At 72.9% G+C, this 26,215-nt stretch carries 27 protein-coding genes and 1 pseudogene; 17 read left to right on the top strand and 11 right to left on the bottom strand.

Going from position 1 to position 26,215, the window contains the following annotated elements:
* The first annotated feature begins 34 nt into the window (after nt 1–34).
* Genes ACIGXJ_RS05830 through ACIGXJ_RS05820 form a run of 3 tightly spaced genes read left to right on the top strand, consistent with a single transcriptional unit; the run spans nt 35 to nt 2,574 of the window.
* On the top strand, nt 35–799 hold the full coding sequence (locus tag ACIGXJ_RS05830) for an ABC transporter permease (RefSeq protein ID WP_399642154.1): 765 nt from the start codon (nt 35–37) through the stop codon (nt 797–799).
* Between the two features lie 6 nt (nt 800–805).
* Nucleotides 806–1,783 (top strand): ATP-binding cassette domain-containing protein, encoded by a 978-nt coding sequence (locus ACIGXJ_RS05825; RefSeq protein ID WP_399641928.1) that lies wholly within the window; start codon nt 806–808, stop codon nt 1,781–1,783.
* 32 nt (nt 1,784–1,815) lie between these two features.
* The gene (locus tag ACIGXJ_RS05820; RefSeq protein ID WP_399641926.1) at nt 1,816–2,574 is read left to right on the top strand and encodes a DUF1707 domain-containing protein; all 759 of its coding nucleotides are present in this window, start codon (nt 1,816–1,818) and stop codon (nt 2,572–2,574) included.
* A gap of 40 nt (nt 2,575–2,614) precedes the next feature.
* Here ACIGXJ_RS05820 and ACIGXJ_RS05815 read toward each other — a convergent pair whose 3' ends face one another.
* Nucleotides 2,615–4,033, bottom strand: a complete 1,419-nt coding sequence (locus ACIGXJ_RS05815; protein ID WP_399641924.1) for a GDSL-type esterase/lipase family protein — start codon at nt 4,031–4,033, stop codon at nt 2,615–2,617.
* 140 nt (nt 4,034–4,173) lie between these two features.
* Here ACIGXJ_RS05815 and ACIGXJ_RS05810 point away from each other — a divergent pair, with 140 nt between their 5' ends.
* Both ACIGXJ_RS05810 and ACIGXJ_RS05805 read left to right on the top strand, forming a co-directional pair.
* Nucleotides 4,174–5,493, top strand: a complete 1,320-nt coding sequence (locus ACIGXJ_RS05810; protein WP_399641922.1) for a DUF445 domain-containing protein — start codon at nt 4,174–4,176, stop codon at nt 5,491–5,493.
* Nucleotides 5,494–5,568: 75 nt separating this feature from the next.
* Nucleotides 5,569–7,059, top strand: a complete 1,491-nt coding sequence (locus tag ACIGXJ_RS05805) for an MFS transporter (protein WP_399641921.1) — start codon at nt 5,569–5,571, stop codon at nt 7,057–7,059.
* A gap of 12 nt (nt 7,060–7,071) precedes the next feature.
* Here the strand turns inward: ACIGXJ_RS05805 and ACIGXJ_RS05800 are convergent, their stop codons facing one another.
* Complete coding sequence (locus tag ACIGXJ_RS05800) at nt 7,072–7,587, bottom strand: hypothetical protein (protein WP_399641919.1); 516 nt, start codon at nt 7,585–7,587, stop codon at nt 7,072–7,074.
* A 98-nt stretch (nt 7,588–7,685) separates the two neighbouring features.
* Here ACIGXJ_RS05800 and ACIGXJ_RS05795 point away from each other — a divergent pair, with 98 nt between their 5' ends.
* Nucleotides 7,686–8,675: a GlxA family transcriptional regulator gene (locus ACIGXJ_RS05795; protein ID WP_399642153.1), complete on the top strand. Its 990-nt coding sequence runs from the start codon at nt 7,686–7,688 to the stop codon at nt 8,673–8,675.
* 436 nt (nt 8,676–9,111) lie between these two features.
* Here ACIGXJ_RS05795 and ACIGXJ_RS05790 read toward each other — a convergent pair whose 3' ends face one another.
* Nucleotides 9,112–9,570 (bottom strand): DUF2267 domain-containing protein, encoded by a 459-nt coding sequence (locus tag ACIGXJ_RS05790; protein WP_399641917.1) that lies wholly within the window; start codon nt 9,568–9,570, stop codon nt 9,112–9,114.
* 173 nt (nt 9,571–9,743) lie between these two features.
* Nucleotides 9,744–10,166, bottom strand: coding sequence for an Hsp20/alpha crystallin family protein (locus ACIGXJ_RS05785; protein ID WP_399642152.1), 423 nt, complete (start codon nt 10,164–10,166; stop codon nt 9,744–9,746).
* A gap of 159 nt (nt 10,167–10,325) precedes the next feature.
* On the opposite strand from ACIGXJ_RS05785, the gene ACIGXJ_RS05780 reads away from it, so the two are divergent.
* Complete coding sequence (locus ACIGXJ_RS05780) at nt 10,326–10,634, top strand: hypothetical protein (RefSeq protein WP_399641915.1); 309 nt, start codon at nt 10,326–10,328, stop codon at nt 10,632–10,634.
* 55 nt (nt 10,635–10,689) lie between these two features.
* Here ACIGXJ_RS05780 and ACIGXJ_RS05775 read toward each other — a convergent pair whose 3' ends face one another.
* The 3 genes and pseudogenes from ACIGXJ_RS05775 to ACIGXJ_RS05765 all read right to left on the bottom strand — a co-directional run.
* A complete protein-coding gene (locus ACIGXJ_RS05775; RefSeq protein ID WP_399641913.1) occupies nt 10,690–10,890 on the bottom strand; it encodes a DUF397 domain-containing protein in 201 nt (66 codons plus the stop codon).
* Nucleotides 10,890–11,663, bottom strand: a complete 774-nt coding sequence (locus ACIGXJ_RS05770) for a helix-turn-helix domain-containing protein (RefSeq protein ID WP_399641911.1) — start codon at nt 11,661–11,663, stop codon at nt 10,890–10,892. Before ACIGXJ_RS05770 ends, ACIGXJ_RS05775 begins: the two co-directional genes overlap by 1 nt.
* A gap of 484 nt (nt 11,664–12,147) precedes the next feature.
* Nucleotides 12,148–12,462: pseudogene (locus ACIGXJ_RS05765) on the bottom strand (DUF3427 domain-containing protein); the annotation flags it as partial.
* Between ACIGXJ_RS05765 and ACIGXJ_RS05760 the strand changes: the two are divergent.
* A complete protein-coding gene (locus ACIGXJ_RS05760) occupies nt 12,346–13,416 on the top strand; it encodes a YDG/SRA domain-containing protein (RefSeq protein WP_399641910.1) in 1,071 nt (356 codons plus the stop codon). The pseudogene ACIGXJ_RS05765 and the gene ACIGXJ_RS05760 sit on opposite strands and share 117 nt — an antisense overlap.
* 39 nt (nt 13,417–13,455) lie before the next feature.
* On the opposite strand, the gene ACIGXJ_RS05755 is transcribed toward ACIGXJ_RS05760, so the two are convergent.
* Nucleotides 13,456–14,490 carry an SEC-C domain-containing protein gene (locus ACIGXJ_RS05755; RefSeq protein WP_399641909.1) on the bottom strand — a complete coding sequence of 345 codons (1,035 nt, stop codon included), beginning with the start codon at nt 14,488–14,490 and terminating at the stop codon, nt 13,456–13,458.
* A gap of 406 nt (nt 14,491–14,896) precedes the next feature.
* On the opposite strand from ACIGXJ_RS05755, the gene ACIGXJ_RS05750 reads away from it, so the two are divergent.
* From ACIGXJ_RS05750 to ACIGXJ_RS05740, 3 genes are all read left to right on the top strand, one after another.
* Nucleotides 14,897–15,199 (top strand): DUF6412 domain-containing protein, encoded by a 303-nt coding sequence (locus ACIGXJ_RS05750; RefSeq protein WP_399641908.1) that lies wholly within the window; start codon nt 14,897–14,899, stop codon nt 15,197–15,199.
* An 81-nt stretch (nt 15,200–15,280) separates the two neighbouring features.
* Nucleotides 15,281–15,979 carry a YidC/Oxa1 family membrane protein insertase gene (locus ACIGXJ_RS05745; protein ID WP_399641907.1) on the top strand — a complete coding sequence of 233 codons (699 nt, stop codon included), beginning with the start codon at nt 15,281–15,283 and terminating at the stop codon, nt 15,977–15,979.
* A gap of 121 nt (nt 15,980–16,100) precedes the next feature.
* Complete coding sequence (locus ACIGXJ_RS05740) at nt 16,101–16,958, top strand: fumarylacetoacetate hydrolase family protein (protein ID WP_399641905.1); 858 nt, start codon at nt 16,101–16,103, stop codon at nt 16,956–16,958.
* Nucleotides 16,959–17,003: 45 nt separating this feature from the next.
* On the opposite strand, the gene ACIGXJ_RS05735 is transcribed toward ACIGXJ_RS05740, so the two are convergent.
* From ACIGXJ_RS05735 to ACIGXJ_RS05725, 3 genes are all read right to left on the bottom strand, one after another.
* Nucleotides 17,004–17,861 carry an LLM class F420-dependent oxidoreductase gene (locus tag ACIGXJ_RS05735; protein ID WP_399641904.1) on the bottom strand — a complete coding sequence of 286 codons (858 nt, stop codon included), beginning with the start codon at nt 17,859–17,861 and terminating at the stop codon, nt 17,004–17,006.
* Nucleotides 17,862–17,962: 101 nt separating this feature from the next.
* Nucleotides 17,963–18,448: a heme-degrading domain-containing protein gene (locus ACIGXJ_RS05730; protein WP_399642151.1), complete on the bottom strand. Its 486-nt coding sequence runs from the start codon at nt 18,446–18,448 to the stop codon at nt 17,963–17,965.
* 35 nt (nt 18,449–18,483) lie between these two features.
* The gene (locus ACIGXJ_RS05725; RefSeq protein ID WP_399641902.1) at nt 18,484–19,581 is read right to left on the bottom strand and encodes a Gfo/Idh/MocA family oxidoreductase; all 1,098 of its coding nucleotides are present in this window, start codon (nt 19,579–19,581) and stop codon (nt 18,484–18,486) included.
* Between the two features lie 647 nt (nt 19,582–20,228).
* Here ACIGXJ_RS05725 and ACIGXJ_RS05720 point away from each other — a divergent pair.
* From ACIGXJ_RS05720 to ACIGXJ_RS05695, 6 genes are all read left to right on the top strand, one after another.
* Nucleotides 20,229–21,317: an ROK family transcriptional regulator gene (locus ACIGXJ_RS05720; protein WP_399641900.1), complete on the top strand. Its 1,089-nt coding sequence runs from the start codon at nt 20,229–20,231 to the stop codon at nt 21,315–21,317.
* A gap of 547 nt (nt 21,318–21,864) precedes the next feature.
* Complete coding sequence (locus ACIGXJ_RS05715; RefSeq protein ID WP_399641898.1) at nt 21,865–22,716, top strand: hypothetical protein; 852 nt, start codon at nt 21,865–21,867, stop codon at nt 22,714–22,716.
* Between the two features lie 152 nt (nt 22,717–22,868).
* Entirely contained in the window at nt 22,869–23,648 is a 780-nt protein-coding gene (locus ACIGXJ_RS05710) for an HAD-IIA family hydrolase (protein WP_399641897.1), read from the top strand.
* Between the two features lie 136 nt (nt 23,649–23,784).
* Nucleotides 23,785–24,348 carry a hypothetical protein gene (locus ACIGXJ_RS05705; RefSeq protein WP_399641895.1) on the top strand — a complete coding sequence of 188 codons (564 nt, stop codon included), beginning with the start codon at nt 23,785–23,787 and terminating at the stop codon, nt 24,346–24,348.
* A 5-nt stretch (nt 24,349–24,353) separates the two neighbouring features.
* The gene (locus tag ACIGXJ_RS05700) at nt 24,354–25,082 is read left to right on the top strand and encodes a class F sortase (protein ID WP_399641893.1); all 729 of its coding nucleotides are present in this window, start codon (nt 24,354–24,356) and stop codon (nt 25,080–25,082) included.
* Between the two features lie 83 nt (nt 25,083–25,165).
* Nucleotides 25,166–26,182 carry a glycoside hydrolase family 6 protein gene (locus ACIGXJ_RS05695; RefSeq protein ID WP_399641892.1) on the top strand — a complete coding sequence of 339 codons (1,017 nt, stop codon included), beginning with the start codon at nt 25,166–25,168 and terminating at the stop codon, nt 26,180–26,182.
* Nucleotides 26,183–26,215 lie beyond the last annotated feature (33 nt).

The following is a 26,215-nucleotide window of genomic DNA, read 5'->3' as shown; positions in this document are numbered from 1 at the left end:
GGAGGGGCTGCGGGCCTACCGGCTGATCGCCGGGATGTGGATCCGCTCCACCGTGACCTACCGCTCCTCCTTCCTGCTCACGGTGGTCGGCAACCTGCTGCTGACCGGGCTGGACTTCGTCGGGATCCTGCTGATGTTCTCGCAGGTCGACTCGCTGGGCGGCTGGAGTCTGCCGGAGGTGGCCTTCCTGTACGGGCTGTCGGCGACCGCGTTCGGCCTCGCCGATCTGACGCTGGGCTCGATGGACGGCCTGGGCGCCCGGATCCGCGACGGCTCCTTCGACACGCTCCTCGTGCGGCCCGTGCCGGTGCTCGCGCAGGTGGCCGCCGACCGGTTCGCGCTGCGCCGGCTGGGCCGGATCACGCAGGGCGTGCTGGTGCTGGCGTTGGGGCTGGCGTCGGTGGAGGTCGACTGGAGCCCGCCGAAGGTGCTGCTGGTGCCGGTGATGCTGGTCAGCGGCGCGGTGATCTTCGGGGCGGTCTTCGTCGGGGGCGCGGCCTTCCAGTTCCTGGCGCAGGACGCGGCGGAGGTGCAGAACGCCTTCACCTACGGCGGCACGACCCTGCTGCAGTACCCGCCGGGGGTGTTCGGCAAGGAGCTGGTGCGCGGGGTGACCTTCCTGCTGCCGCTGGCCTTCGTCAACTGGGTGCCCGCCGCCTATCTGCTGGACCGGCCCTACCCGGTGGGTCTGCCGCAGTGGGCGGCGTTCTGTCCGCCGCTGGTCGCGGTGGCGTTCTGCGTGCCGGCCGGGCTGGCGTGGCGGGCGGGGCTGAGGTCGTATCGGAGCACGGGGAGTTGAGGGCGGATGACTGAGGGCGACGGCGTGGGCTTCATCGAGGTGGACGGTGTCGAGAAGGTCTTCGACGTCCGCCGCAGGGCCGGCTTCCTGAAGCGGGAGCGCAGACAGGTGCGGGCGGTCGACGGGCTCTCCTTCACCGTCGGCCGGGGCGAGATGGTCGGTTACATCGGCCCCAACGGCGCCGGGAAGTCGACCACGATCAAGATGCTGACCGGCATCCTCACGCCCAGCGGAGGCCGGCTGCGGGTGGCCGGCATCGAGCCCGCCCGTGACCGGGTGCGCCTCGCGCACCGCATCGGTGTGGTCTTCGGTCAGCGCACGACCCTGTGGTGGGACCTGCCGCTGATCGACTCCTACCGGCTGATGCACCGCATGTACCGCATCCCCGACGCCCGTTACCGCGCGAACCTCGACCGGCTCGTCGGACTGCTGGACCTCACCGACCTGCTGGAGGTCCCCGTACGGCAGCTGTCCCTCGGCCAGCGCATGCGCGGCGACATCGCGGCGGCGCTGCTGCACGACCCCGAGGTGCTCTACCTCGACGAGCCGACGATCGGCCTGGACGTCGTCTCCAAGGCGAAGGTCCGCGAGTTCCTGCGGGAGCTGAACACCGAGCGCGGCACGACCGTGCTGCTGACCACGCACGACCTCCAGGACATCGAGCAGCTCTGCTCCCGGGTGATGGTCATCGACCACGGCCGGCTGGTGTACGACGGCGCCCTCGCGGGCCTGCACGAGGCGGGGGAGAGCGAGCGGACGCTGGTGGTGGACCTGGAGCGGGAGGTCCCGCCGATCGATGCCGCCACCGCGCGGGTGGTCCGGGTGGAGGGGCCGCGGCAGTGGCTGGCCTTCCCGGCCTCGCAGTCGGCGGCGCCGCTGGTCGCCGAGATCGCGGCCCGCTATCCGCTGGTGGACCTGTCGGTGCGGGAGCCGGACATCGAGGCGGTGATCGCGAGAATGTACGAGGGCAGGGCGACCGCATAGTGCGCGCGGCCCGTTCCTCGTAGGCTGCTCGTATGACCGACGATGCCCCGGAGCTGCGGGCCTCCGACGCCGACCGCGAGCGGGTCGCCGAGATCCTTCGGGACGCCCTCGCGGAGGGCCGGCTCGACATGGCGGAGTTCGAGGAGCGGCTGGAGGCCACCTACCAGGCCCGTACCTACGGCGAGTTGACCCCGATCACCCGCGACCTGCCGGCCCCTGGAGCCGTGTCCCTCGGCAAGGCGCCCGCGGAGCCCGGCAGTTGGGCGGCGCGGATCGTCGGCGGGGAGGGCTCGTCCACGGGCGCGTTCGCGGTGCTGGGCGGGTTCCAGCGCAAGGGGCGCTGGACCGTGCCGCGGAAGTTCACCTGCTTCGCCTTCTGGGGCGGCGGCGAACTCGACCTGCGCGAGGCCGACTTCGCAGACCGCGAGGTCGAGATCAAGTGCGTGGCCGTCATGGGCGGCATGCAGGTGGTGGTGCCGCCCGGCGTCGAGGTCGTCGTGCGCGGCGTCGGGATCATGGGCGGCTTCGACCACCGCGAGGAGGGCGTGCCGGGCGAGCCGGGCGCTCCGCGCGTGGTCGTCACCGGGTTCGCGTTCTGGGGCGGTGTCGGCGTGGAGCGCAAGCCGACGCGGGCCGAGCGGGAGCGGCGCCGGCTGGAGAGGCGTCAGGAGAGGCTGGACCGCAAGGCCGCGCGGCGGGAGCTGCACGAGGGCTTCCGCGAGGACATCGAAAGGGCCCACCGCAGGATGCTGGACGGGCACCGGGAGCTGCGCCGGCGGGAGGACGACTAGGTCCTTTCGCGGGATCGGGTCGGCCGAAAGGGACTTCGTTTCACCGGGCGCCGTGCCGCGTCACGCCGTCGTCCGGCTGCTGCCGGTTCGTCGTGGTTGCTCGCGCGGTTCCCCGTGCCCCTCGGACGGCGTTGCCCCCGAGGTCGGCCAGATCCACGGCCTCCGCCATGCGCGCGTACCCCCGGTCGCTGGGGTGGAGGTGGTCGCCGCAGTCGTAGTCGAAGCGCAGGCGGCGCGGGTCGTACGGGTCGCGCAGGGCCTCGTCGAAGTCGGCGACGGCGTCGAAGACGCGGCCCGCGCGGATCTCGGCGTTGATGCGTCGCCGTACCTCCTCGCGGGCGTCCGTGTAGCCGGGGTGCCCCTTGAAGGGCATGAGGGTGGCGCCGACGGCCCTGACGCCCCGGGCGTGCGCGCGGGCCACCAGGGCGCGCAGGCCGGCGAGGATGCGGTCGGGGTCGGCGAGGGCGGGGTCGCGCAGGATGTCGTTGACGCCGAGGTCCACGACGACGACCTCGACGCCGGGGGTGCCCAGCACGTCCCGCGAGAAGCGCCTGAGCCCACTGGGGTTCTGCGGCCTGACCGTGCGGGCCAGGGGGCGGAGGTAGCCGTCGGCGAGGAGGCGGTTGCCGCTGATGCCCTGGTTGACGACGCCGTGGCGCGGCACGTCCCGGCCGTCCTCGGCGGCCGCCCGCAGCCGCCGGGCGAGCGCGTCGGGCCAGCGGCGGTTCTCGTCCGTGCTGGAGGAGGAGCCGTCGGTGAGGGAGTCACCGAGGACGACGACCGTGCCGTCGGCCTCGGAGCCGAGCACGTCCAGCGCGGTCACGTACCGCCAGGCCTCCGTCCGCTCGGTGTAGGCGGTGCCGGCGAGGTCCTCGGTGTGCTGCCCGACGGCGGCGTAGCTGGTCTGCCGGGCGCGCGGGTGGATGGTGACCGGGCCGGACGGGGTGGGGGAGTAGGTGGTGATCAGCACGTCCGCGTCGGCCGGCACGGGCAGCGCGACCGGGTCGCTGACGGTCTGCCGCCCGGGCGGTACGACGACTGCGGTGCGGCCGCCGAAGGTCAGCCGGCGCATGGTCCCGGGCGCGGCGGCCGGCCCCTCGTCCTCGGCGGCCAGGGCTATCGAGGCGTGGGTGAGCCTGAGGGGGCGTGAACCGAGGAGATTGGACAGCGTGACCCGGGCACTCGTGCCCCCGACGCTGGTGTGCACGACGTTGCGCAGCGAGCGCCCGGCCGTCCCCCGGGCCCCGGTGCCGGGCTCGGCGGCCGCCGGGGACGCCGACCAGGTGCCCACCCACCGGCCGGCGGAGCCCGGGCCGGCGCCGTGGGGGCGGCCGGCGGCGAGCGTACGGCGGGCGGTGCCGTCGTGGGCGGCGACGGTGACGTAGAGGGCGGCGGACAGGACCACGACCAGCGCGGTGATCGCGGCCAGCAGTGCGTGGCCCTGACGGCGCCTGGTCATGCGGTGTGTCGCTCCCTCGGTAGCCGGATGTGATCACTCGATGTGATCACTCGGACCAACGCCGGGAACTCCTGTTCCGTTCCAGGAGTCGGACGGGAAGGGACAATGTCGATGTCGGGGACTGCGAACGGGTGGAGTGCATGGAACGTACGAAACCGGACCGAGCGGGTGTGAAGGACGTCCGTGCCGCTCGCGCGATGGACGTCTTCAGCGCCGCCGACGAGGAGAAGCAGCGCGGCGTCCGCCGGATGAAGCTCACCGCGACGGGCCTGCTGCTGTTCGTCGCGCTCGTCTACGTCCTCGCGAAATGGGGCGTGAACGCGGGCGCGGGCGCCTGGGCGGGCTATGTCGCCGCGGCCGCCGAGGCGGGCATGGTGGGCGCGCTGGCCGACTGGTTCGCCGTCACCGCGCTGTTCCGGCACCCCCTGGGCCTGCCCATCCCGCACACCGCGATCATCCCCACCAAGAAGGACCAGCTGGGCGTCTCGCTGGGCGAGTTCGTCGGCGAGAACTTCCTGTCCGAGGACGTCGTCAGGCGCCGGCTGAGGGCCGTCGGCATCAGCAGCCGTCTCGGCGCCTGGCTCGCCGAGCCCGCCAACGCCGACCGGGTCACCGCCGAGCTGGCCACCGCGCTGCGCGGCGCGCTGACCGTGCTGCGCGACTCCGACGTCCAGGCGGTCGTCGGCGAGGCGATCACCCGGCGGGCCGACGCCCAGGAGGTCGCGCCCGGCATAGGCAAGATGCTGGAGAAGGTCGTCGCCGACGGCGGCCACAAGCGGGTCGTGGACCTGGTGGTGACCCGCGCCCACGACTGGCTGGTGCTGCACGGCGACTCGGTCATGGACGCCGTGCAGGGCGGCGCGCCCGGCTGGACGCCGCGTTTCGTCGACAGGAAGGTCGGCGAGCGCGTCTACAAGGAGCTGCTGCGGTTCTGCGCGGAGATGCGGGACATGCCGACCCATCCCGCGCGCGGCGCCCTGGACCGCTTCCTCACCGACTTCGCCACCGACCTGCAGTCCGACACCGACACCCGCGCGCGTGTGGAGCGGCTCAAGGGCGAGGTGCTGGGGCGCGGCGAGGTCCAGGACCTGATCGCGTCGGCCTGGACCGCCGTACGGTCGATGATCGTCGCCGCGGCCGACGACGAGCGCAGCGAACTGCGCCTGCGGGTGCGGGCCTCGCTGCTGTCGCTGGGCGCGCGGATGGCGACGGAGCCGCGGCTGCAGGAGAAGGTCGACCGCTGGGTGGAGGGCGCGGCCGTGCACGTCGTGACGACCTACCGCAAGGAGATCACCTCCCTGATCACCGACACCGTGGCGAGCTGGGACGCCGAGCACACCACCCGCAAGATCGAGGCGAACATCGGCCGCGACCTGCAGTTCATCCGGATCAACGGCACGGTGGTCGGCTCGCTCGCGGGCCTGCTGATCTACACGGTGTCACGGGCGCTCGGGGCGTAGTTGTCCGCATCCAAGGCGTGAAGGGGGCGGTCGGGGGCAAGCGTCGGGGTGGTTTGCCCGACGAGGAGGGAGCCCATGACCGCTTCAGGAGTCCCGGCCGAGACCGGCGACACCGTCACCACGAACATCCCCGCCCGACTCGACCGTCTCCCGTGGTCCCGCTGGCACTGGACGATCGTCATCGGCCTCGGCACCGTATGGATCCTGGACGGCCTGGAGGTCACGGTCGTCGGCAACATCGCCGGCCGGCTCTCCGAGTCCGGCAGCGGACTGCCGATCAGCTCCGGCCAGGTCACCGGCATCGCGGCGGCCCTCTACGTCGCCGGCGCCTGCTTCGGCGCCCTGTTCTGGGGACGGCTGACCGACCGCTTCGGCCGCAAGAAGCTCTTCATGATCACCCTCGCGGTGTACCTCGCGGCGACGGCCCTGACCTCGGTGTCCTTCGACGCCTGGTGGTTCTTCCTGTTCCGCTTCCTGACCGGCTTCGGCATCGGCGGCGAGTACGCGGCCATCAACTCCGCGATCGACGAGCTGATCCCGGCCCAGTACCGCGGCCGCGTCGACCTGATCATCAACGGCAGCTTCTGGCTCGGCGCGGTCGGCGGCTCGCTGCTGTCGATCCTCGCCCTGGACACCGACATCTTCCCCATGGACGTCGGCTGGCGCCTGACCTTCGCCCTCGGCGCGGTCCTGGCCCTGGTCATCCTTCTCGTACGGCGTCACGTCCCGGAAAGCCCGCGCTGGCTGCTGATCCACGGCAGGGACCGGGAGGCCGAGGAGATCGTGTCAGGCATCGAGCGGCAGGTGGAGGCGGAGAAGGGCGAGCCGCTGCCGCGCCCCGAGGGCGAGCTCACCATCCACCAGCGCGGCAGCGTGACCTTCATGGAGATCGCCCGGACGGTGTTCGGTCGCTACCGCCGCCGCGCGGTCCTCGGCTTCTCCCTCTTCATCGGCCAGGCGTTCCTCTACAACGCGATCACGTTCGGCTTCGGCGCGATCCTCACCAAGTTCTACGACGTGCCGACCGGCGACACCGGCTACTACTTCGCGGTCATCGCCGTCGGCAACTTCTGCGGCCCGCTGCTGCTGGGCAAGCTCTTCGACACGGTCGGCCGCCGGGTGATGATCTCCTCGACCTACCTGCTCTCCGGGCTGCTCCTGTTCGGCACGGCCTGGCTCTTCGACCGGGGTTCCCTGAGCGCGGGCACCCTGACCGCCTGCTGGTGCGCGGTCCTGTTCTTCGCCTCGGCCGGCGCCTCCAGCGCGTACCTGACCGTCTCCGAGGTCTTCCCCATGGAGACCCGCGCGATGTCCATCGCCTTCTTCTACGCCCTCGGCACCGCGGCCGGCGGCATCAGCGGGCCGCTGCTGTTCGCGGACCTCACGGAGACGGGCAAGGTCGCGGACACGGTGCTCGCCTTCCAGATCGGGGCGGGGCTGATGTGCGCGGCGGGACTGGTGGCGGTGCTGCTGGCGGTGAAGGCGGAGCGGAGGTCGCTGGAGGACATCGCCGAGCCGCTGACGGCGTCGGCGACGGGGGCGCGGCCGACGGGCGTGCGGGCGTAGCGGCCGCCGTCCCTAGGCGCCGGTGGTCGAGCCGGGCCGGACGATCATCAGCACGGTCACCGTCGCCCACAGCAGGTTGAAGACACCGGTCAGCATGGCGAGCCGGACGGTGGCCTCACGTCCGCCGGTGCCGGTGAGGGTGCCGGCGTGGGCGCCGATGCCGGCGCCGGCATGGCTGCCGGTCCGGGCGTCGATCCCCTCGACGAGGGCCTCCTGACGGGGCAGGACCAGGGTGCCGAGGACCAGGGCGGCGAGCACGGTCAGCGCGATGGACACGATCAGCCAGGCGTCACCGAGGACGCCCATCGCGCTGCCCGTGGCGAACCCGAAGACCGGGACGACCACGCCGACGACGGCGTACACGCGGCAGACGCGGTGCAGCAGCCGTACGGTCTCCGCGGCCCGCTCGTCCCCGGGGGCGGCCAGCACCCTGCGGGCGGCGGGCGGGAACATGCTGGCGGCGACGGTGACGGGGCCGATCGCGACGATGGCGGCCAGGACGTGGACGGCGAGCAGGAACTTGGTCACGGAGGTGACGCTAGGCGGCGCCGTGATCATGGAGAAGGGGCGAGAATGCCAGGGTCCGACGGATTCTCGCCAGGTGGAGGTGTGGGGTGGGCAGGCACATGGTGGCCGTGCTGGCGCTGGACGGGGTGATCCCGTTCGACCTCTCCGCGCCGATCGACGCGTTCGGCTGGGCCCGGCTGCCGGACGGCCGGGCGCCGTACGACGTCCGGGTCTGCTCGGCGGGGGAGGGCGAGGAGGTGCGCGCGGGCGCGTTCACGATCCGCGCCCCCTACGGCCCGGACCTGCTGGCCGAGGCCGACACGATCGTCCTGCCGGGCGTCCAGGACCCTCCGGCCGAGCTGCCTCCGGGCGTCGCGGAGGCCCTGCGCGCTGCGGCGGCGAACGGCACGCGCATCGCGTCGGTGTGCGTGGGGGCGTTCCTGCTTGCGGCGACGGGCCTGCTGGACGGCCTGCGCGCGACGACCCACTGGCTGGCGGCGCCGGACCTCTCCGCGCGCTACCCGAGGGTGACGGTCGACCCGAACGTCCTCTACGTCGACAACGGCCAGTTCCTCACCTCGGCGGGCGCGGCCGCCGCCCTCGACATGTGCCTGCACATGATCCGCAAGGACCACGGCTCGGCGGTCGCCGCCCACACGGCACGCATGTCGGTCATGCCGCTGGAACGCGAGGGCGGCCAGGCCCAGTTCATCACCCACGACCTGCCACCGGCCCCCGCGGGAGCGGCCCTGGAACCCCTCCTGCACTGGCTGGAGCAGCACTGCGACCGCGCCCTGACCCTGGACGACATCGCCCACCGGGCCGGCATGAGCACCCGCACCCTCAACCGCCGCTTCCGCGACCAGACCGGCACGACCCCGCTCCAGTGGCTCCACCTGGCCCGCATCCGCCGCGCCCAGCACCTCCTGGAAACCACGGCCGACCCGGTGGAACACATCGCCGCCCGGACCGGCTTCGGATCTCCCACGGCCTTCCGCGAACGGTTCCGGAGGGTGGTCGGGACGAGCCCACTGGCTTATCGGAGGTCGTTCCGGGCGGGGGGAAGCCAGGGGACGAAGGCGGCGGGGACGAGGGTGCGTTCGGCGTAGACGCCGTGGCCGTTGTGGGAGAAGCCCGGGAGGATGCTGACCGGTTGGCCGGTCCGCAGGCCGGTGCCGCCGTCGCCCAGGGGCCTCGACCACGCCGCCCGCCTCGTTGCCCAGGCGGGCGGGCAGGTGCTTCACGGGTTCGATGCAGCGGCCGGCGTGAAAGAGGGCCTCGGCCCGGTTGACCGCAATCGCGTCCACCCGGATGCGCACCTCGCCGGGGCCCGGCTCGCCCGGGCCGAGGTCCTCCAGGCGCAGCACGTCAGGGCCGCCGTACTCGTGGAACCGCACGCGTTCCCCGGGCTGCTCGACGCGGTCACGCGCGCCCAGGACACCGTCACGCGCCCAAGACGCCGGCGGCGGCCGCCCGGCACCTGCCTGACGCGCCGCCGCATCGCTCTCGCTCCGACCGTCGGACCGTACGTCTACTGCCGTACGGTCACAGCCGCGGCCCAAGGTCCGCGTGGCCGAACAGCAGGGCGTAGCCGGGCGGGAGCGCCTTCAGGATCCGGTCGGTCAGGGCGTCCCCGATCAGGGGCGGCAGCGCGCTCAGCACCGAGCTGACGTCCCAGCGGGCGGTCGCCGGGGTCGCGCCTTCGACGCGGGCCGCCACCGAGTCGACGAACCCGGGAGCCGTGAGGGGGCGGGTGACCGGTATCTGGCCGGCGATCAGCCGGGCCGCCTCCTCGGGGAGGGCCCGGGCCAGGTCGACGCGTTCCTCGCCGGTCACATGGCCGCCGAGGGTGGACAGGACGATACGGGTGACGCGCTCCGCCTCGGCTCTGGTCGGGTACTGGCCGGACTCCCGTACGGATTCGACCAGCCGGTCCCAGTCGGCCCGGTCGGTGGAGGTCCGTTCCTCCGGGGCTGCGTAGCGCTCCTGCGTCGTCACGGTCATGGTGCGGGCTCCTCCTCGCCAACGGTCGGTCCCCGGACAGGCATCGGGCCGCGGGGCAACGGGCACGGGCGAGCGCCCCGCGGGCATGCGGGCCCACGGGGCGCCTCCCGGAATGCGGTGGGGCAGTCGGCCGGGTCGGCCGCTCAGCCGCCGAGTGGCCGGAACGCGGCCGCTCAGCCGCTCAGCTGCTTGCGGTCACTGCCGCCGCTGATCTCGATGCGGCGGGGCTTGGCGGCCTCCGCCACGGGGATGCGCAGGGTGAGGACGCCGGAGTCGTACGAGGCGTCGATGCGGTCCGCGTCGAGGGTGTCGCCGAGGAAGAGCTGGCGCGTGAAGGTGCCGGTCGGCCGCTCGGCGGCGATCAGCTCCGCGTCCTCGGGGGCGGGAGAGCCGCGCTCGGCACGGACGTTCAGGACGTTGCGCTCGACGTCGAGCTCGATCGTCTCCGGGTCCACGCCCGGGATGTCGAAGTGGACGACGAATTCGTCGCCGGCTCGGTAGGCGTCCATCGCCATCGCGGCCGGGCGGGCCGCGGAGCCGAAGACCTGCTGCGCGAGCCGGTCGAACTCACGGAACGGGTCGGTACGCATGAGCATCACGGGTCACTCCTTTGCTGAGGCGCTGCTGTGCGATGCCCTACGGCTTCTTATATAGCTCGCAGACAGAAACTTGACAAGCCTCGACTCATGTCTGAGTGGGGGGAGAGCGTCGGCGTAACTTTGGGGTGAGATCGACCCTCACCCATGGAGGTGGTCATGGACCGCATCCCCAGCGCGGCCGTCGCCGCGACCGGGCTCGTCGGCGGGTACGCCGTGGCCCGCTGGACCAAGAAGCGCCAGCTCGGCGGCGTCGTCCTGGCCGCCGCGGGAGCTGCCGCGGCCCGGCAGTGGCGCACCCGGGCGGGCGGCCCCGCGGCCGGCGCCCTGACCGCGGCCTACGTCGCCGCCTTCGCCGGGTCGCATCCGCTGGCGAAGAAGGTGGGGGCGTGGCCTTCGGTGTTCGGGGTCGCGGGGGCGGTGGCCCTGGCGTCCTGGGCCGTGGCGGACCGGCGCTCCCAGGGCTGACGGGCCTGACGGGCTGACTCGCCTCTGCCGCACGTCCAGGCTCGTCGGCGTTGCCTTACAGGTGGCGCCGGAAGCGCCTTGCCTCCGCGAGGAAGGCGGTCCAAGCGGGCGTGGAGATCGTCAGCTGGGACTCGGTCGGCTGCTTGGAGTCCCGGACGAGGACGCCGTGGGGGGTGAGGGCGGCCTCCACGCACTCGGTTCCGCTGCCACCGCTGTAGGAGGACTTGAACCACTTGCGCGTCGAGGGCGCCGTCATCACAGCTCCTTGCTTATGCGGTCGACCGTCTCGGCCGAGGACTCCAGATCGAGTGCCTGTGCGCTGAGGTACTCGAACGCCAACCTATAGCGCTCCAGTTCCTTCGGCTTCTCCATAAACAGGCCACCGCCCAGCAGGTCTACATAGACCACGTCCAGTTCCGGCGCCGGACCTCTGAGCATGGCGAAACTGCCAACAGCGGCTGCGTGGGCTCCTGTTGAGAAGGGCAGGACCTGCACAGTGATGTGCGGGCGTTGAGCCATTGCGAGCAGGTGTCGTAGCTGGTCCCGCATGACCTGTCGACCGCCCACGCGTCGATGCAGTGCCGCTTCGTCGACCACACACCAGAGGTGCGGTGGTTGAGGGCGCTCCAGCAACTCCTGGCGTTTCATGCGAATGTCGACCATGTGCTGAACTTCGCGTTCCGGGCACTGGACTTCGGAGGCTCGATGAACAGCCTCGGCGTATGCGCGCGTCTGGAGGAGCCCCGGGATGTACATGCATGCAAAGTGGTCCTCGCGTACAACCTCGTCCTCGAGCGTCAGCATCAGGTTCATGGAGTCGGGGATGGGATCGGCGAGAGAACGCCACCAGCCCTGGATCTTGGCTCCCTTGGCGAGCTCGACCATGGCCAGGCGCTCCTGATCGGATGCGTCGTACTCACGACACAGGGCATCCACGGCAGGCCACTTGACCGCGCCCTCCTTGGTTTCATAGCGGCTGAGCGTGGCCTTTGAGATGCCGACGCGTGCACCCGCCTCTTCAAGGGTCAACCCCTTGGCCTCGCGGAGTCTGCGCAGTCGGCGCCCAGTTGGACACGCGAGCTCTCCCCGTTCTGACTGACCCTGCTCTTGACGCAGAGCAAGGCCGCGGGATCGCCCTCGTCGACGCCGTGGCCGACCGCTGGGGAGTCCAGCTTCACCGTGGCCGAAAGATCACATGGTGTGAGCTGGCCACAGGTTTCACCGCTGCTCATGGTCACCTGGACGACCCTCGCGTTACCCGCGCTGAGAGCGTCCTCGGCCTGTACGCGCAGGCTTGGCCCCACTGCCCCTCCTCCCCAAGCCGACTTGGCGCAACCGTTGCCAAGGAGGCCGTGATCGACGCGGTGACGGACTTCCTCCACTGGCTCCGCGCCCACGGCTGGGACGGGGACGAAGTCCTCGATCTGGCACAGACGCGGTTTGAGGGGGACGTCGCGGGATAGCAGGCGAGACCCGGTGGGTGAGGCTAGTTCGGCCAGGCCTGAAGGTGCGATCAGCCGGCTGCGATCGCCGAATATGACCACACATCGGCGGGGATCTTGTGCTTCAGCCGCCAAGTGACGGCCATTGGCTTACTGCCGGTGTGACCGTCGTAGTCGGCAGGGCCCAGGAGCATCCATGGCTGTGCTCCACCGATGTCGGTGTTCTTATAGCGCCGCACGAAGAGAAGCACATGGCTGCCCGCCGTCGCATGCCGCTGATAGCGGAGGCCAGTGCGAGATGTCTCCGACGTCTGATTCTGGGACTCCCAGTGGAACCGGGTCTCACTCAGCGCGTAATCGTGATAGCGCGTCTGCTCAAAGGCGTCGCTGTGGGGGACCAGTTCGGCAGCATGGACGTCAAGCGTGCGATGTTGCACCAGACCAACCAGAAGGGCATCTCCTGGCTGAAGGATGAGGAAGATGGCCTCCCGGTCGCGGATGCCATCGTTCTCAACGGTGGATACGTCGACGATGACGACCACTGGACCTGGATGCGGTACACGGGTGCATCAAAGGGTGAGGACAGGGACTCGAACACAGGACGACTTCTGCGCAGTCAGTCGTGGTCTTATGTGGACAATGCGGCCCTGAAGCGCAGTTATGAGCGTCATTACCCGATTCGGGTCCTTAGAGGCTATGAAGGTGATGAGCGGTACTCACCGCCCAAAGGGTACCGATATGACGGCCTGTACCGGATAACGGCTGTTCGCACTGCTATATCGCAGTTTCAGGCGGCCGACGGCAGTGACATCGAGATCTGCCAGTTCGACCTGGAGCGCCTGCCTGAATCACGGCAAGGGCATACGACCGTCGAAGCGCATGTGGCAGAGGCCCTTGAAGAGTTGGAGGACCTGTACGAGCAACCAGGAGGCGAGGAGAAGTACCCGGAGGTTCGCACCACCGTCGTTCAACGTCTCATACGCAGCGTCGCCACCTCACGCCGTGTCAAGGAGCTTTACAACGGTGAGTGCCAGCTCTGCGGGCGGCGTCTGCTCGGCCCCGATGGTCAGCCGCACAGCCAGGGCGCTCACATGAGACCCCTGGGGAAGCCCCACAACGGCCCCGATGTCGAACAGAACATCCTGTGTGTCTGCCCCAACTGCCATGTCCGGCTGGACGTCGGGGCAGTGGTCGTGGATACGGATTGGTCCATCATCGTGCGCGCCAAGTTGTTCGGTGACGTGCTCCTACCCAAGCTCAGGACCAAGGCCTGGCATCGAATCCACCCTGACTATGTGCGTTACCACCGGGAGTGGTGGCTGAGGCGACCGACTCGCTGAGCGGCGGGCCATGCCCGGCCCAGCCCGTTTCGGCCCTCGTCAGGCTGTCGGCGCCCCATGACACTCCCCATAACCCCGCCCCGACCCGCACCAGCACCCCGAGTCCCGCCCCGGAGGCCAAGCCACGGCTCGCCCCCGCGCAGCCAGAGTCGTTGCGTACTGCGGCAGCAGCGTCGCGTCGGACGGCGAGGCGCTCTCCGAGGCTGCGAAGGCCTCGTAGGAGGGGACCGTGCCGGTGACGATGCCGAGGTTGCCCGTGCCGGAGGCGGCGAGTTCCCGGAGGGCGGACTCCGTGCGCGCGAGGTGTTCCTCGTAGGAGGGGTACTCCGTGGCGAGGGCCGGGTACGCCTCCAGGAGTTCCTGGAACTCCGCGGCCGGCCAGTGGAGGATCGCCACCGGGAAGGGACGGGACAGCGCCTCCCGGTAGGTGCCCAGTTCCGCGCGCAGGCGGGTGATCTCCGCCTCCAGTTCCGCCGGGTTGCTGGACCCCAGGGACCAGACGCGCTTGGGGTCGTGGAGTTCGTCCAGGGACACCGGGGACGTGTGGAGCGTGTCCGCCAGGGTGTCCCACTCGTCGTGCGGCACGCCCAGCATGCGCCGCACCCGGTGGCGGCCGAACAGCAGCGGGTGCGCCGGCTGGGGAGGGGTGTCCTGCCCGGACGGGATCAGCAGGCGCGCGGCCTCCGTGAAGGTCGCCTCCGCCGCCTCCAGCTCGTCGTGGGACTCCAGGGCCTCCGCGACGATCACCCAGGGCGCGGGATCGCGCGGGGCCGACGCGCGGATGCCGTCGATGATCGCCCTGGCCTCCGCCTCGTGGCCGTACTCCCACAGGTTCGACGCCTTCAGGGCCCGGACCAGGGCCGGGTTGTCCAGGCCCCCTCCCGGACCCTCTCCCGACGCCAGCAGGCGGTCGTAGAGCGCTGTCGCCTCGGGGCGGGCGCCGGACAGTTCCAGGTGGGCCGCGGCGCGCAGCAGGAGGGCCTCGGCGTCCTCGGGGTACAGGCCGGCGGTCCGTTCCAGGCGTGCCGCTTCGGCGGAGTGGTCGACGTTCTCGGCAGGCGTGTCGGGGCGCATGGTCCACACCGTACTGCCGGGCGCCGGCAAAGGAGAGGGATCCTCGCGTCCCGGCCCTGGTGACCTCCGCCTCTTCCTCTCGTCGTGCCGCCGGTCCCTGTCGAGGGAGGCCCCACACACGCGCGTGCCCGTCCTCCCGCACCGCATCCCGCTCCCGCACCGCATCCCGCTCCCGCACCGCACCCTCCGCCGCGCACGGCGCCCCTCGTGCCGTCCGGGCCGGCGGTGAGCTCCCCGTCGTCCACCCATCTGTGCTGGACAAGACCTTCGTCCACCCACGCCGGGCGCCGCCCCGGCCCCCAACAGCCCGCCCGGACCGGGGACTTCGCGCTCGCCGCGCATCGGCACACCCCCGCACGCTCGTCGAGGCCGCCCGGTAGGGTGGGGGAAACGAAGGGAGCAGCCGATGATCCGTCGCCATGCCGGCGTGCTGCTGCTCCTGGTGCTCTCCCTCGCCGCCGCCCTCCTGGACTCCGGCGGCCTCTACGCCACCGTCGCGCTCGCCGCGACCGCCGCTGCCGGGGCCGCGCTCGCCGTCTGCGCGGTGATCGCGGCGCGCTGCACGCCGTCCGTGCCGCCCACGCGCGTGCGTACCGCGATCCGCGACCGTGACCGGCGTACGGCCTTCCTGCCGCAACGCGACCCCGACGCGCGGGGCCGCCGCAGGCCGCGAGCGCCCGGGTACGCCCTCCCGGCGACCCCCGCGTAGAGGCCCCTCCCACGCCCTTCCGCGCGGGTCGTCATGCCGCCATGTCCGCATCCGGCACGACCTGCCCCGGAGGGCCCCCGCATGTCCGTTTTCGCCAGTCTCGTCGAGCAGCTCGCCGATCTGCTCCAGCCCCTGTTCCACGGGTCCGCGGCCGCCGCCGCGATCGTCCTGTTCACCGCTCTCGTACGACTTCTCGTCCACCCCCTGTCCCGGGCCGCGGCGCGTGGTGCGCGGGCGCGGGCCGCGCTCCAGCCGCGGATCGCAGAGCTGCGCGAGAAGCACGCGAAGAGCCCCGAGAAGCTGCAGCGGGCCGTGCTGGAGCTGCACGCCGAGGAGAAGGTGTCGCCGCTGTCGGGCTGTCTGCCGAGCCTGCTGCAGGCACCCGCGTTCTTCCTGCTCTACCACCTGTTCTCCAGCTCGGACATCGGCGGCGAGCCCAACGCGCTGCTCGCGCACCGGCTGCTGGCCGCGCCCCTCGGTGACCGGTGGGCCGACGCGCTGGCCGCCGGCGGGGTCCTCGGGGGCGCCGGGCTGGTCTACCTCGTCCTGTTCGCGGTCGTCGCGGGCGTCGCCGTCTTCAACTTCCGGCGGGCGCGGACGACCCTCGCGGGCGGCATGCCGCTGGACACCCCCGGCGCCGGGGGCGTCGCCAAGGTCATGCCGTTCCTGTCCTTCTTCACGCTCGTCACCGTCGCCGTCGTACCGCTCGCGGCCGCGCTGTACGTGGTGACCAGCGCGGCCTGGAGCGCGGTGGAGCGCGCCGTGCTGTACCCCGCGTGAGCCTACGGTCCAGTACGTGAACCGGGTCTTGCGGAGTGGACGGCGAACTTGGAGGATCGGCCAAGTCCTGAGATGACCGCACACATCGGCGGGGCGCACGCGATCGAGGGAGATTGTGATCATGAAGCTGCTGCGTGTCGGGACGGCCGGAGCGGAGCGCCCCGCTCTGCTGGACGCCGAAGGGACCCTGCGGGACCTGTCGGGGATCGTCCCGGACATCGACGGGCCGCTGCTCGCCGACGACGCCGCGCTGGGCCGGGTCCGCGCCGCCGCCGACTCCGGTGAGCTGCCCGTGCTGGACCCGGCCGGCCTGCGGATCGGGCCGCCCGTGGGCCGGATCGGCAAGATCGTGTGCATCGGGCTGAACTACCACGACCACGCCCGCGAGACCGGGGCCGAGCCGCCCGCCGAGCCGGTCGTCTTCTTCAAGGCGCCGGACACGGTGGTGGGGCCGTACGACACCGTCCTCGTACCGAGGGAATCGGCCAAGACCGACTGGGAGGTCGAACTCGCGGTCGTCATCGGGCGTACGGCCCGCTACCTAGACTCCGCCGAGGAGGGGCTCGCGCATGTCGCCGGGTACGCCGTCGCGCACGACGTGTCCGAGCGGGAATTCCAGATCGAGCGGGGCGGGACGTGGGACAAGGGGAAGAACTGCGAGACGTTCAACCCCCTGGGGCCGTGGCTGGTGACCGCGGACGAGGTCCCCGACCCGCAGGCGCTGTCGCTGAAGCTGTGGGTGAACGGCGAGCTGAAGCAGGACGGGACGACCGCCGACCAGATCTTCCCCGTGGGCGAAGTCGTTCGGTACGTCAGCCGGTTCATGACGCTGTACCCCGGCGACGTCATCAACACCGGGACGCCCGCGGGGGTCGCCATGGGGCGGCCCGAGCCCAAGCCGTACCTGCGGTCCGGGGACGTGGTGGAGCTGGAGGTCGAGGGGCTCGGACGGCAGCGGCAGGAGCTGAAGGACGCCTGACCTGCCGGGAGCCGGGGACGGCCTCGCCTCCGTGGGGCGAGTCCGTCAGCCCAGCAGCACCGCCGCCAGGTGCCGCCACGTCTCCCTCGGCAGACCCTCCCTCGGGTTGCCGTCCACCACCTGAAGGGCCACATGGTCCGCGCCCGCGTCCAGGAAGGAGTTGACGCGGTCGCGGATCGCGTCGTCCGTGCCCCAGGCGAAGACCGAGTCGACCAGCCGGTCGCTGCCGCCGCCGCGGAAATCGTCCTCGGTGAAGCCGTGGCGCAGGAAGTTGGACGTGTAGTTGGGCAGGGTGAGGTACGGGGCGAGGAAGGCGCGGGCGAGAGTGCGGGCCCGGGCCGGGTCCGGCTCGGGGACGACCTTCAGCTCGGGGGCGAGCAGGGGGCCCTCGCCCAGCGTCTCGCGGGCGGCGGCCGTGTACTCCGGCGTGACGAGGTACGGGACCGTACCGGCGGCGCGTTCGCGGACCAGGCGCAGGGCGCGCGGGCCGATGGCGGCGACGACCCTGCGGTCGGCGGGGACGCCCGCCGCGTCGAGGCCGTCGAGGTAGGCGGCCAGGGCGGACACCGGACCCCGGAACGGCTCCGGGGCGCGGCCGTGGCCCACGCCGAGGCCCAGCACGAACCGGCCCGGGTGGGCGGCGTCGACCTCGGCGAAGGCGGCGGCCGAGACGGGGGCCTCGAACTGCCAGATGTTCTGGATGCTGGTGCCCACGGTGATGCGCCGCGTCGCCGCGAGCAGGGGTGCGGCGTGGTGGGCGGTGCTGTTCATGCCCAGCCACAGCGCGCCGTAGCCGAGCTCCTCCAGCTCGGCGGCCGTCTCGGCGCGTTCGGAGCGGCGCGCCGGGTCCTCCGCGCGCAGGCCGATGCTCCAGATTCCGTACCGTCCAACGTGTCGCTTCATCGGGCGCGGTCCCTCCGGGGTGGCGGTGAGGTGGGGAGTGGTACTCCGTCAACTCACCCGCACCCCGGGGGATTCCGGCCCGCTGCGGACTTCCGGAGGTCTCAGACCTTCAGGAACTCCTCCAGCGCCTCGACCACGAACCGGTGGTCCTGGAGCTGCGGCAGGCCCGAGACCGTCACCGCTCCGATCACGCCGACGCCCTCGACGTTGATCGGGAAGGAGCCGCCGTGCGCCGCGTACTCGTCCGGGTGCAGACGGGAGGAGTCCTCGAAGCTGGTGCCCTTGGCGCGGAAGCGGGCGCCGACGAGGTAGGAGGAGGATTGGTAGCGCTCCACGACCCGGCGCTTGCGGGCGATCCAGGCGTCGTTGTCGGGCGTGGCGCCCGGCAGCGCGGCGTGGAACAGCTGCTGGCCGGCCCGGTGGATGTCGATCGCGACCGGCGCCTGCCGCTCGCGGGCCAGCTCCACCAGCAGCGAGCCGAGGCGCCAGGCGTCGTCGGCGGTGAACTCCCGGAAGACCAGGCGGCGTTCCTGGGCCTCCAGCTCCTCCACGCTGGGGGTGAGCTCCGGGGCGATCTTCGGGGTCATGGCCGGCTTGTGCGAGCCGTGCGCGCTGTGCGTGTTCACAGGGACACCACCACTCCGTCTCGGGCCGAACGGCGGGCCGCTTCCAGTACGTCGAGGGCGGCGGCCGCCTCCAGAGCGGTCACCGGGTTCGGGGCGCCGTCGCGCAGGGCGGCGGCTACGGCAGCGTAGTACGCCGGGTAGTCGCCGGGCAGCGTCGGCACGGGGCGGCCGCCGCCGGTCAGCGGGGAGTCGCCGGAGCCGAGGCCGCCCCACATCTCCTCCGGCTCCACGCCCCACTCGGTGCCGTCGCCGGGCCGGGCACCGTCGCGGAGGGCCGCCTCCTGCGGGTCGAGGCCGTACTTGACGTAACCGGCCTGCGAGCCGAGGACCCGGAAGCGGGGGCCGAGCTGGGCGGTGGTCGCCGAGACGTACAGGTGGGAGCGGACGCCGCCGGCGTGCGTGATCGCGATGAAGGTGTCGTCGTCGGCCTGCGCGCCCGCACGCCGGACGTCCGACTCGGCGTACACCTGGGTCGCCGGGCCGAACAGGACCAGGGCCTGGTCGACGACATGGCTGCCGAGGTCGTACAGCAGGCCGCCGATCTCCGCCGGGTCGCCGGACTCGCGCCAGCCGCCCTTCAGCTGCGGGCGCCAGCGCTCGAAGCGGGACTCGAAGCGCCACACGTCGCCCAGCTCGCCCTTGTCGAGCAGGGCCCGCAGGGTGAGGAAGTCGTTGTCCCAGCGGCGGTTCTGGAACACGGACAGCAGCAGGCCGCGCTCCTCGGCGAGGGCCGCCAGCTCGCGCGCCTCGGCCGCGGTGCCGGCGATCGGCTTGTCGACGACGACCGGGAGGCCCGCCCGGAGCGCGGCCGTGGCGAGCGGGACGTGCGTCTTGTTGGGCGAGGCGATCACGACGAGGTCCAGCTCGCCGGCGCGGCCGAGCAGCTCGTCCGAGCTCGCCACGACCCGTACGTCCGGGAACTCGGCCCGGGCCTGCTCCTGCCGCTCGGGGTTCGCGGTGACGACCGTGTCGAGGGCCAGGCCCTCCGTGGCGGCGATCAGCGGGGCGTGGAACACGGAACCGGCCAGACCGTATCCGACGAGCCCCACACGCAGGGGGCCGGACGAGCTGCCGAGGGGAGGAGTGCCAGTCATGCAGCCCACTTTCGCAACGCTGTTGCCAAAGTGCAAGCGCGGGAGAGAATGGGGGTGTGACGAGGGCGGAGGCGAACGTGGGCGGAGGGGCGGCGGGAAGGGGGGCCGCGGGCGGCGCGCCCGACGGGCCGGGCCTGCCAGGCGTGCCCGGCGGGTCCGGCGGGTCGGGGGTGCCCGGCGTGCACGGCGTGCACGGCGGGTCGGTGGTGGCCGGCGGTGCGGGGGGCTCGCTGAGCGCGGGTGCGGCGGAGACCCCGGGCGGGGCCCCTGGCCGGAGTGCGGGCGCGGCGGTCCCGGGTGGGGGCGAGGCCCTGGACTGGTCCTGTGGCCGGGGTGCGGAGGTGTCGGAGGCCCCGGGTGGGTCCGGTGGCGGGACGGCGGGCGCGGCGGAGGCCGCGAGTGAGTCGCGTGAGGGGGCTGCGGACGTGGCGGAGACCCCTGGCTGGTCCTGTGGCCGGGGTGCGGATGTGTCGGAGGCCCCGGGTGGGTCCGGTGGCGGGACGGCGGGCGCGGCCGAGACCCCCGTCGGGTCCCGTGACCCGAGCGCGGACCCGGCCGGCGCCCCCCGCGGCTCCCGTCCGTCCGGCCCCTCCGATGCGCGCAGGAACCCCGGGGCGGTCGGGCGGGTCGGTGGGGCCCGGGGGGTCGTGGGGGTGAATCTGCCCGCCCTGCGCAGTCACAACACCGCGCTCGTGCTCGGGCTCCTGCGTGCTGCCGGGAGCGACGGGATCAGCCGGCTGGAGCTCGCCGAGCGGACCGGGCTGACCCCGCAGGCCGTCAGCAAGATCACCGCGCGGTTGCGCGCGGACGGGCTGGCCGAGGAGGCGGGGCGCCGGGCCTCCACGGGAGGCAAACCCCGTACCGTCCTGCGGCTCGTACCGGGCGCCGGGCACGCGATCGGCGTCCACCTCGACCGCGACGAGCTGCGCGCGGTGCTGGTCGACCTGTCCGGCGCGGTCGTGGGGGAGCGGCGTACGCCCCTGGACCTGGGCGCGGGCGCCGAGGCGGTCCTCGCGGCGGTGGGCCGGGAGGCGACGGCGCTGGCCGGCGTCGAGTCCCTCCCCGGGAGGCCGACCCTCCTCGGGCTCGGCATCGCCCTGCCAGGACCGCTCGATCACGCCCACGGGGTGCTCCGCCGGGTCACCGGGTTCCCGGAGTGGGACGGGTTCCCGCTGCGGGACGCGCTCGCCGCGCGGCTGGGGGTGCCGGTGGTCGTGGACAAGGACACCAACGCGGCCGCCCTCGGGCTCGCCGCGGCCGGTGAGGGCGGGTCGTTCGCCTATCTGCACCTCGGTACGGGGCTCGGGGCCGGCCTGGTGATCGGCGGGGCCGTGCACCGGGGCGCCCGCACCGGCGCGGGGGAGTTCGGGCACCAGGTCGTCGCCCTCGACGGTCCGCCCTGCCCCTGCGGCAACCGCGGCTGTGTCGAGGCGCTGTGCCTGGCGGCCGTCGCCCGCGGCGAGGCCGCCGAGGCGGCCCGGGTGCTCGGGGTCGGCGCCGCCAACGTCGTCGGGCTGCTGGACATCGACCTGGTGCTCCTCGGCGGCCGCACCGTCGCCGCGGCGCCCGACACCTTCGTACGAGGTGTCGGCGCGGTACTCGACGCCCACGCCCGGCGCGGCGGCGGCCCCGGCTCCCCGGTCCCGGTCCGCCTCGCCCCGGGCGGCGCCCGCGCTGTGGCGGAGGGCGCGGCCCAGCTGCTGCTGGCCCCGCTGTTCGGCCGGGCCGACGGCTGAGGGCGCCGCCCCGGGGGCGCAGGGGGGCGCCCGACGGCGCTAAAGCCACCCCGGTGGGCGCAGGGCGCCCGACGGCTAAAGGCACCGCCCCTGCGGGCGCTGGGCACGCCCGACGGCTATGGGCACCGCCCCGGCTGGTGCAGGGGGCGCCCGACGGCTGAGGGCACGACCCCGCGGGCGCTGAGGGTGCCCGACGGCCGAGAGCGCCACCCCGAGGGCACCACCCCGAGGGCGCAGGGCACGCCCTACCGGTGAAGGGCCCCCCTCGCACCCCACGGCCGGACCACGGCCCCCCTGCCGGACCACGGCCCCCCGCCGGACCACGGCCCCCCTGCCGGACCACGGCCCCCCGCCGGACCACGGCCCCCCCGCCGGACCACGGCCCCCCGCCACACCCCCGCCACCCCACCCCCCGCCACCCCACCCCCCGCCACCCCACCCCCCGCCACCCCACCCCCCGCCCACTCCACCAACCGAGCGCACTTCCCCGCCCCCCACGGTGTGCCACCCGCTCCCGCCCCATCCCTCCCGACATGCTCATGTGTTCATGCGACTGTTCCAACCCGCCCCCCTCGCCGTCACCCTCGCCGCAGCCGCCGCCGGCCTCCTCGGTCCTCCGCCCCCCGCGCACGCCGCCGAGCCGGGTCCGGCCTGTGCCGCGCAGGACGGCCGCGCCTTCCCCCTCACCACCCGGATCCACGGCGGCCCCGACACCTACGCGCCGGGCGGGGGACCCGCTGTCTGGTATCTCGACCTGACCAACACCACCGACCGCGCATGCACCGGCATCCACCCGGTCGTCGTGTTCGCGGACGAGGAACGCGCGCTGCGCCCCGCCCAGCCGCGGCTGGACTTCTACACCGACGACGGCCGCCCGCACCCGGTGCGGTTCGAGGCGACCGACGAGGACGAGCTGGTCGGAGCCTTCGCCGACGACGCCGCGCGGTTCCCCGGGTTCAGCGTGGGCCCGGGAAAGACACTCACCGTCAAGGTGCGGCTCGCGCTCGCCGAGGACGCCGTGCCCAACGAGGTGACCGCCACCGCGGCCGTCGTACAGCGTCGGGACGACGACGGGGCCTGGGTCGGCCATTCGAACGACTACCGCTTCGCCGTCGCCGCCGGCCCCGGCCCGGACCCGGACCCGGACCCGGCGGAGTCCGCGGACGCGGAGGACCCGGCCCCCGCCACCGGCTCCGCCGACCCCGCCGGCCCCACCCCGCGGCCCGTCGGCACGGCCGACCCCGCCGAGCCCCACCCGCCCCGCTCCGACCGCCTGCCCTTCGTGGGCGAACTCGCCCGCACCGGCCCCGCCGGGGTGCCCGCGGCGCTCACGGCCGCCGCCCTGCTGCTGGCCGCGGGAGCCGTCCTGCGGGCCCGCGGGAGCGGGAGCCGCCGCTGAGAAGTGGGCTTGTGCCGCACCTGCGGCGACAACGGGTACCGCGTGATCGACGGGGTACGAATCAGCGGCTGCTGACTAGTCTTGGGGCGTCGGTACGCCGTGGTTCCGGCGCCCCCTGTTCCGCTCGTTCGCACGCCAGGAGACCCAAGCACATGGCAGACCGCAGGCCCATCGACTCGTGGCTCACCGACATGGACGGCGTCCTCATCCACGAGGGCGTGCCGATCCCCGGCGCCGACGCCTTCCTGAAGAGGCTCCGCGAGTCCGGCAAGCCCTTCCTGGTGCTGACCAACAACTCCATCTACACCCCGCGCGACCTGCACGCCCGCCTGAAGCGCATGGGCCTGGACGTGCCGGTGGAGAACATCTGGACCTCGGCGCTGGCCACCGCCAAGTTCCTCGACGACCAGCGCCCCGGCGGCACCGCCTACGTCATCGGCGAGGCGGGCCTGACCACCGCGCTGCACGACATCGGGTACGTCCTCACCGACCACGACCCCGACTACGTCGTCCTAGGCGAGACCCGCACCTACTCCTTCGAGGCCATGACCAAGGCGGTCCGCCTCATCAACGACGGCGCCCGCTTCATCTGCACCAACCCCGACGAGACCGGCCCCTCCACCGAGGGCCCGCTCCCGGCGACCGGGGCGGTGGCCGCGCTGATCACCAAGGCGACCGGCAAGCAGCCGTACTTCGCGGGCAAGCCCAACCCGCTGATGATGCGCACCGGCCTGAACGCCATCGGCGCCCACTCCGAGACCAGCGCCATGATCGGCGACCGCATGGACACCGACGTCCTGGCCGGCATGGAGGCGGGCATGCAGACGTTCCTGGTGCTCACCGGACTGACCCGGCCGGACCAGGTCGAGAACTTCCCGTACCGGCCGTCGAAGATCGTCGACTCGATCGCGGACCTCGTCGAGCGGGTCTGAGCCGGATCCCCGGGGGAACCGGGCGGAGCTGAAACGTCTCTGCCGCGAAAAGTGACCCGTACGGAGCAACCGGACCCCGCCCGAGGATGCGGGGCCCGGCCGGACGGGGGAGGCTCCAGGTGACTGGAGGTTCACGATGGGTTCCCTACGGGTCACTCTCTGCACAGCGGTCCTCGCCGTTACCGCCCTCACCGTCCCGGCGGCCCACGCGGCGGACCCGGGTGTCTCGGTCCGGCCCCAGGCACCGGCACCCGGCGGCGAGGTCTCCCTCAAGGTCACCGGATGTCCGGGCCGCACCGCCACGATCGCCTCACCGGCCTTCGTCTCCGACGCCCGCCTCGCCGGCACCGAAGGCACCCTCACCGGCGAGACCCGGGTGCGCACGAGCGCCGAGCCCGGCTCCTACGCCCTCACGGTCAGCTGCGGCGACCTGCGCGGCAAGGGCTCGCTGACCGTCACCGCGCACCCGTCCGCCCCCGCTTCCCCGATCGCGCCGGTCCGCGCGGGCGGCGGCGGTGCGGCGCCTTACCTCGCCTCACCCGTCGACGCCCGCACCACCGGCCCCGGCACCGCCCAGGCCGTGACCGGCCTGGTCCTCGCCGGCGCAGCCGCCCTGGCCGTCGTCCTGCTGCCCCGCGCCCTCGGCTTCGCGCGCTCCGGCAGGACCTCCGGGGCCCGGCGGAGCCGCACGCGGAAGTGACCGCCATGTCCGGTCACGACCACCCGTCCGGCACAGGCCGGCTGCTGACCGGCCTGGCCTGGACGGTCCTGCTGCTCGGCCTGTGGCTGTGGGGCCACGAGATCACCGACGGCCACCCCGCGGCCACCCCCGCCACCGGCGACATGGCCGCGGTCGGCCGCCCGCCGAACGACCGGCTGCCGCCCGCGGTGAAACCCCTCGGCGACGCGCTCCCGCAGCGCGTCGACATCCCCGGCCTCGGCATCCAGGCCCCCGTCCTCGCCCGCGGCCTGGACCGCGAGGGGGCAATCGACCCGCCGCCGTACGACCAGCCCGGCGTCGTCGGCTGGTACGCGGCCGGCGCCGCACCCGGCGCGCCCGGTGCGGCCCTGCTCGTCGGCCATGTCGACACCGAGACCCGCCCGGCCGTGTTCTACGAGGTCAGCGCCCTGGAGCCGGGCGAGACGGTCTCGGTGTTCCGGGACGACGGCAAGGTCGCCGAGTTCACCGTCGACGACGTCGACGTCATCGCCCGCGACCGCTTCGACGCCCACCAGGCCTACGGCCCCCGTAAGGCCGGTCGCGCCGAACTCCGCCTGATCACCTGCGGCGGCACCTTCGACCGGGCCAGCCGCAGCTACACCGCCAACGTGGTCGTCTCGGCGTACCTCTCCGGCACCGGCGTCCGGGCGGGCCAGGGCCTGGCGGCGCCGGGCCGATCCGGACGACAGGCCGCAGGTGTTACAGGTCTCTGACGGGGAAGCGGACGACCTCGAAGGCGTCCTCGCGCCTATGTCAGGATTGAGCCTTGAAACACTGCACTCCGAGGGGGAGCTGGATGTACGGCAGCAGGGGGGCGGCCGGAGCACGGGCGAGCGCGGCGGTGCTGGGGGCGGCACTGGTGCTCGCGGGTTGCTCCTCCGGCGACGGCGGCTCGGACGAGCCCGACAAGGCCGGCCCAGGCATCACCCAACAGCCCAAGAACATCGCGCCGTTCTGGGTCAACCCCGACGGCCACGCGGCCGACCAGGTCGCCGCGTACGAGAAGGACGGCAAGAAGGCCGAGGCCGCGCAGATCCGCAAGATCGCGCAGCAGCCGACCGGCGAGTGGATCGGCCCCGAGGACCCCGAGAAGGAGGCCCGCGGCTTCACCGAGGCCGCCGCGAAGGCCGACCGCACGGCCCTCCTCGTCCTCTACAACATCCCGCACCGCGACTGCGGGCAGTACTCCGGCGGCGGTGCCGCCGACGGTGACACCTACCGCGCCTGGATCGACGGCGTCGCCCAGGGCATCGAGGACCGCGCCGCGACGGTCGTCCTCGAACCGGACGCCGTCCTGCACCTGGTCGACGGCTGCACCCCGGACGAGTTCCACGAGGAGCGCTACGACCTCCTCGAGTACGCCATCGGCAAGCTCAAGTCCCTGCCCGGCACCAAGGTCTACCTCGACGCGGGCAACGCCGGCTGGGGCCACCCGGACCAGATCCACGAGCCGCTGAAGTGGGCCGGCATCGACAAGGCCGACGGCTTCGCCGTGAACGTCTCGAACTTCTACACCACCGAGGACTCCATCGCCTACGGCAAGCAGCTGTCCGCCAAGGTCGGCGGCAAGCCCTTCGTCATCGACACCAGCCGCAACGGCAACGGCCCCTACAGCGAGGGCGACGAGTCGGAACGCTGGTGCAACCCTCCGGGCCGCGCCCTGGGCGAGACCCCGACGGCCAAGACGGCCGACCCTCTCGTGGACGCCTACCTGTGGATCAAGCGTCCGGGAGAGTCGGACGGCGAGTGCAAGGGCGGCCCGAAGGCGGGCGAGTGGTGGGCCGACTACGCGTTGAAGCTGGCCGGGGGCTGACGCCCCAGGGGCGCGGGGCTGTGCCGATGTGCG

Source organism: Streptomyces sp. NPDC053367, from assembly GCF_044545925.1.
Taxonomy (GTDB): domain Bacteria; phylum Actinomycetota; class Actinomycetes; order Streptomycetales; family Streptomycetaceae; genus Streptomyces.
This window is presented reverse-complemented; position numbering and strand designations above follow the sequence as displayed.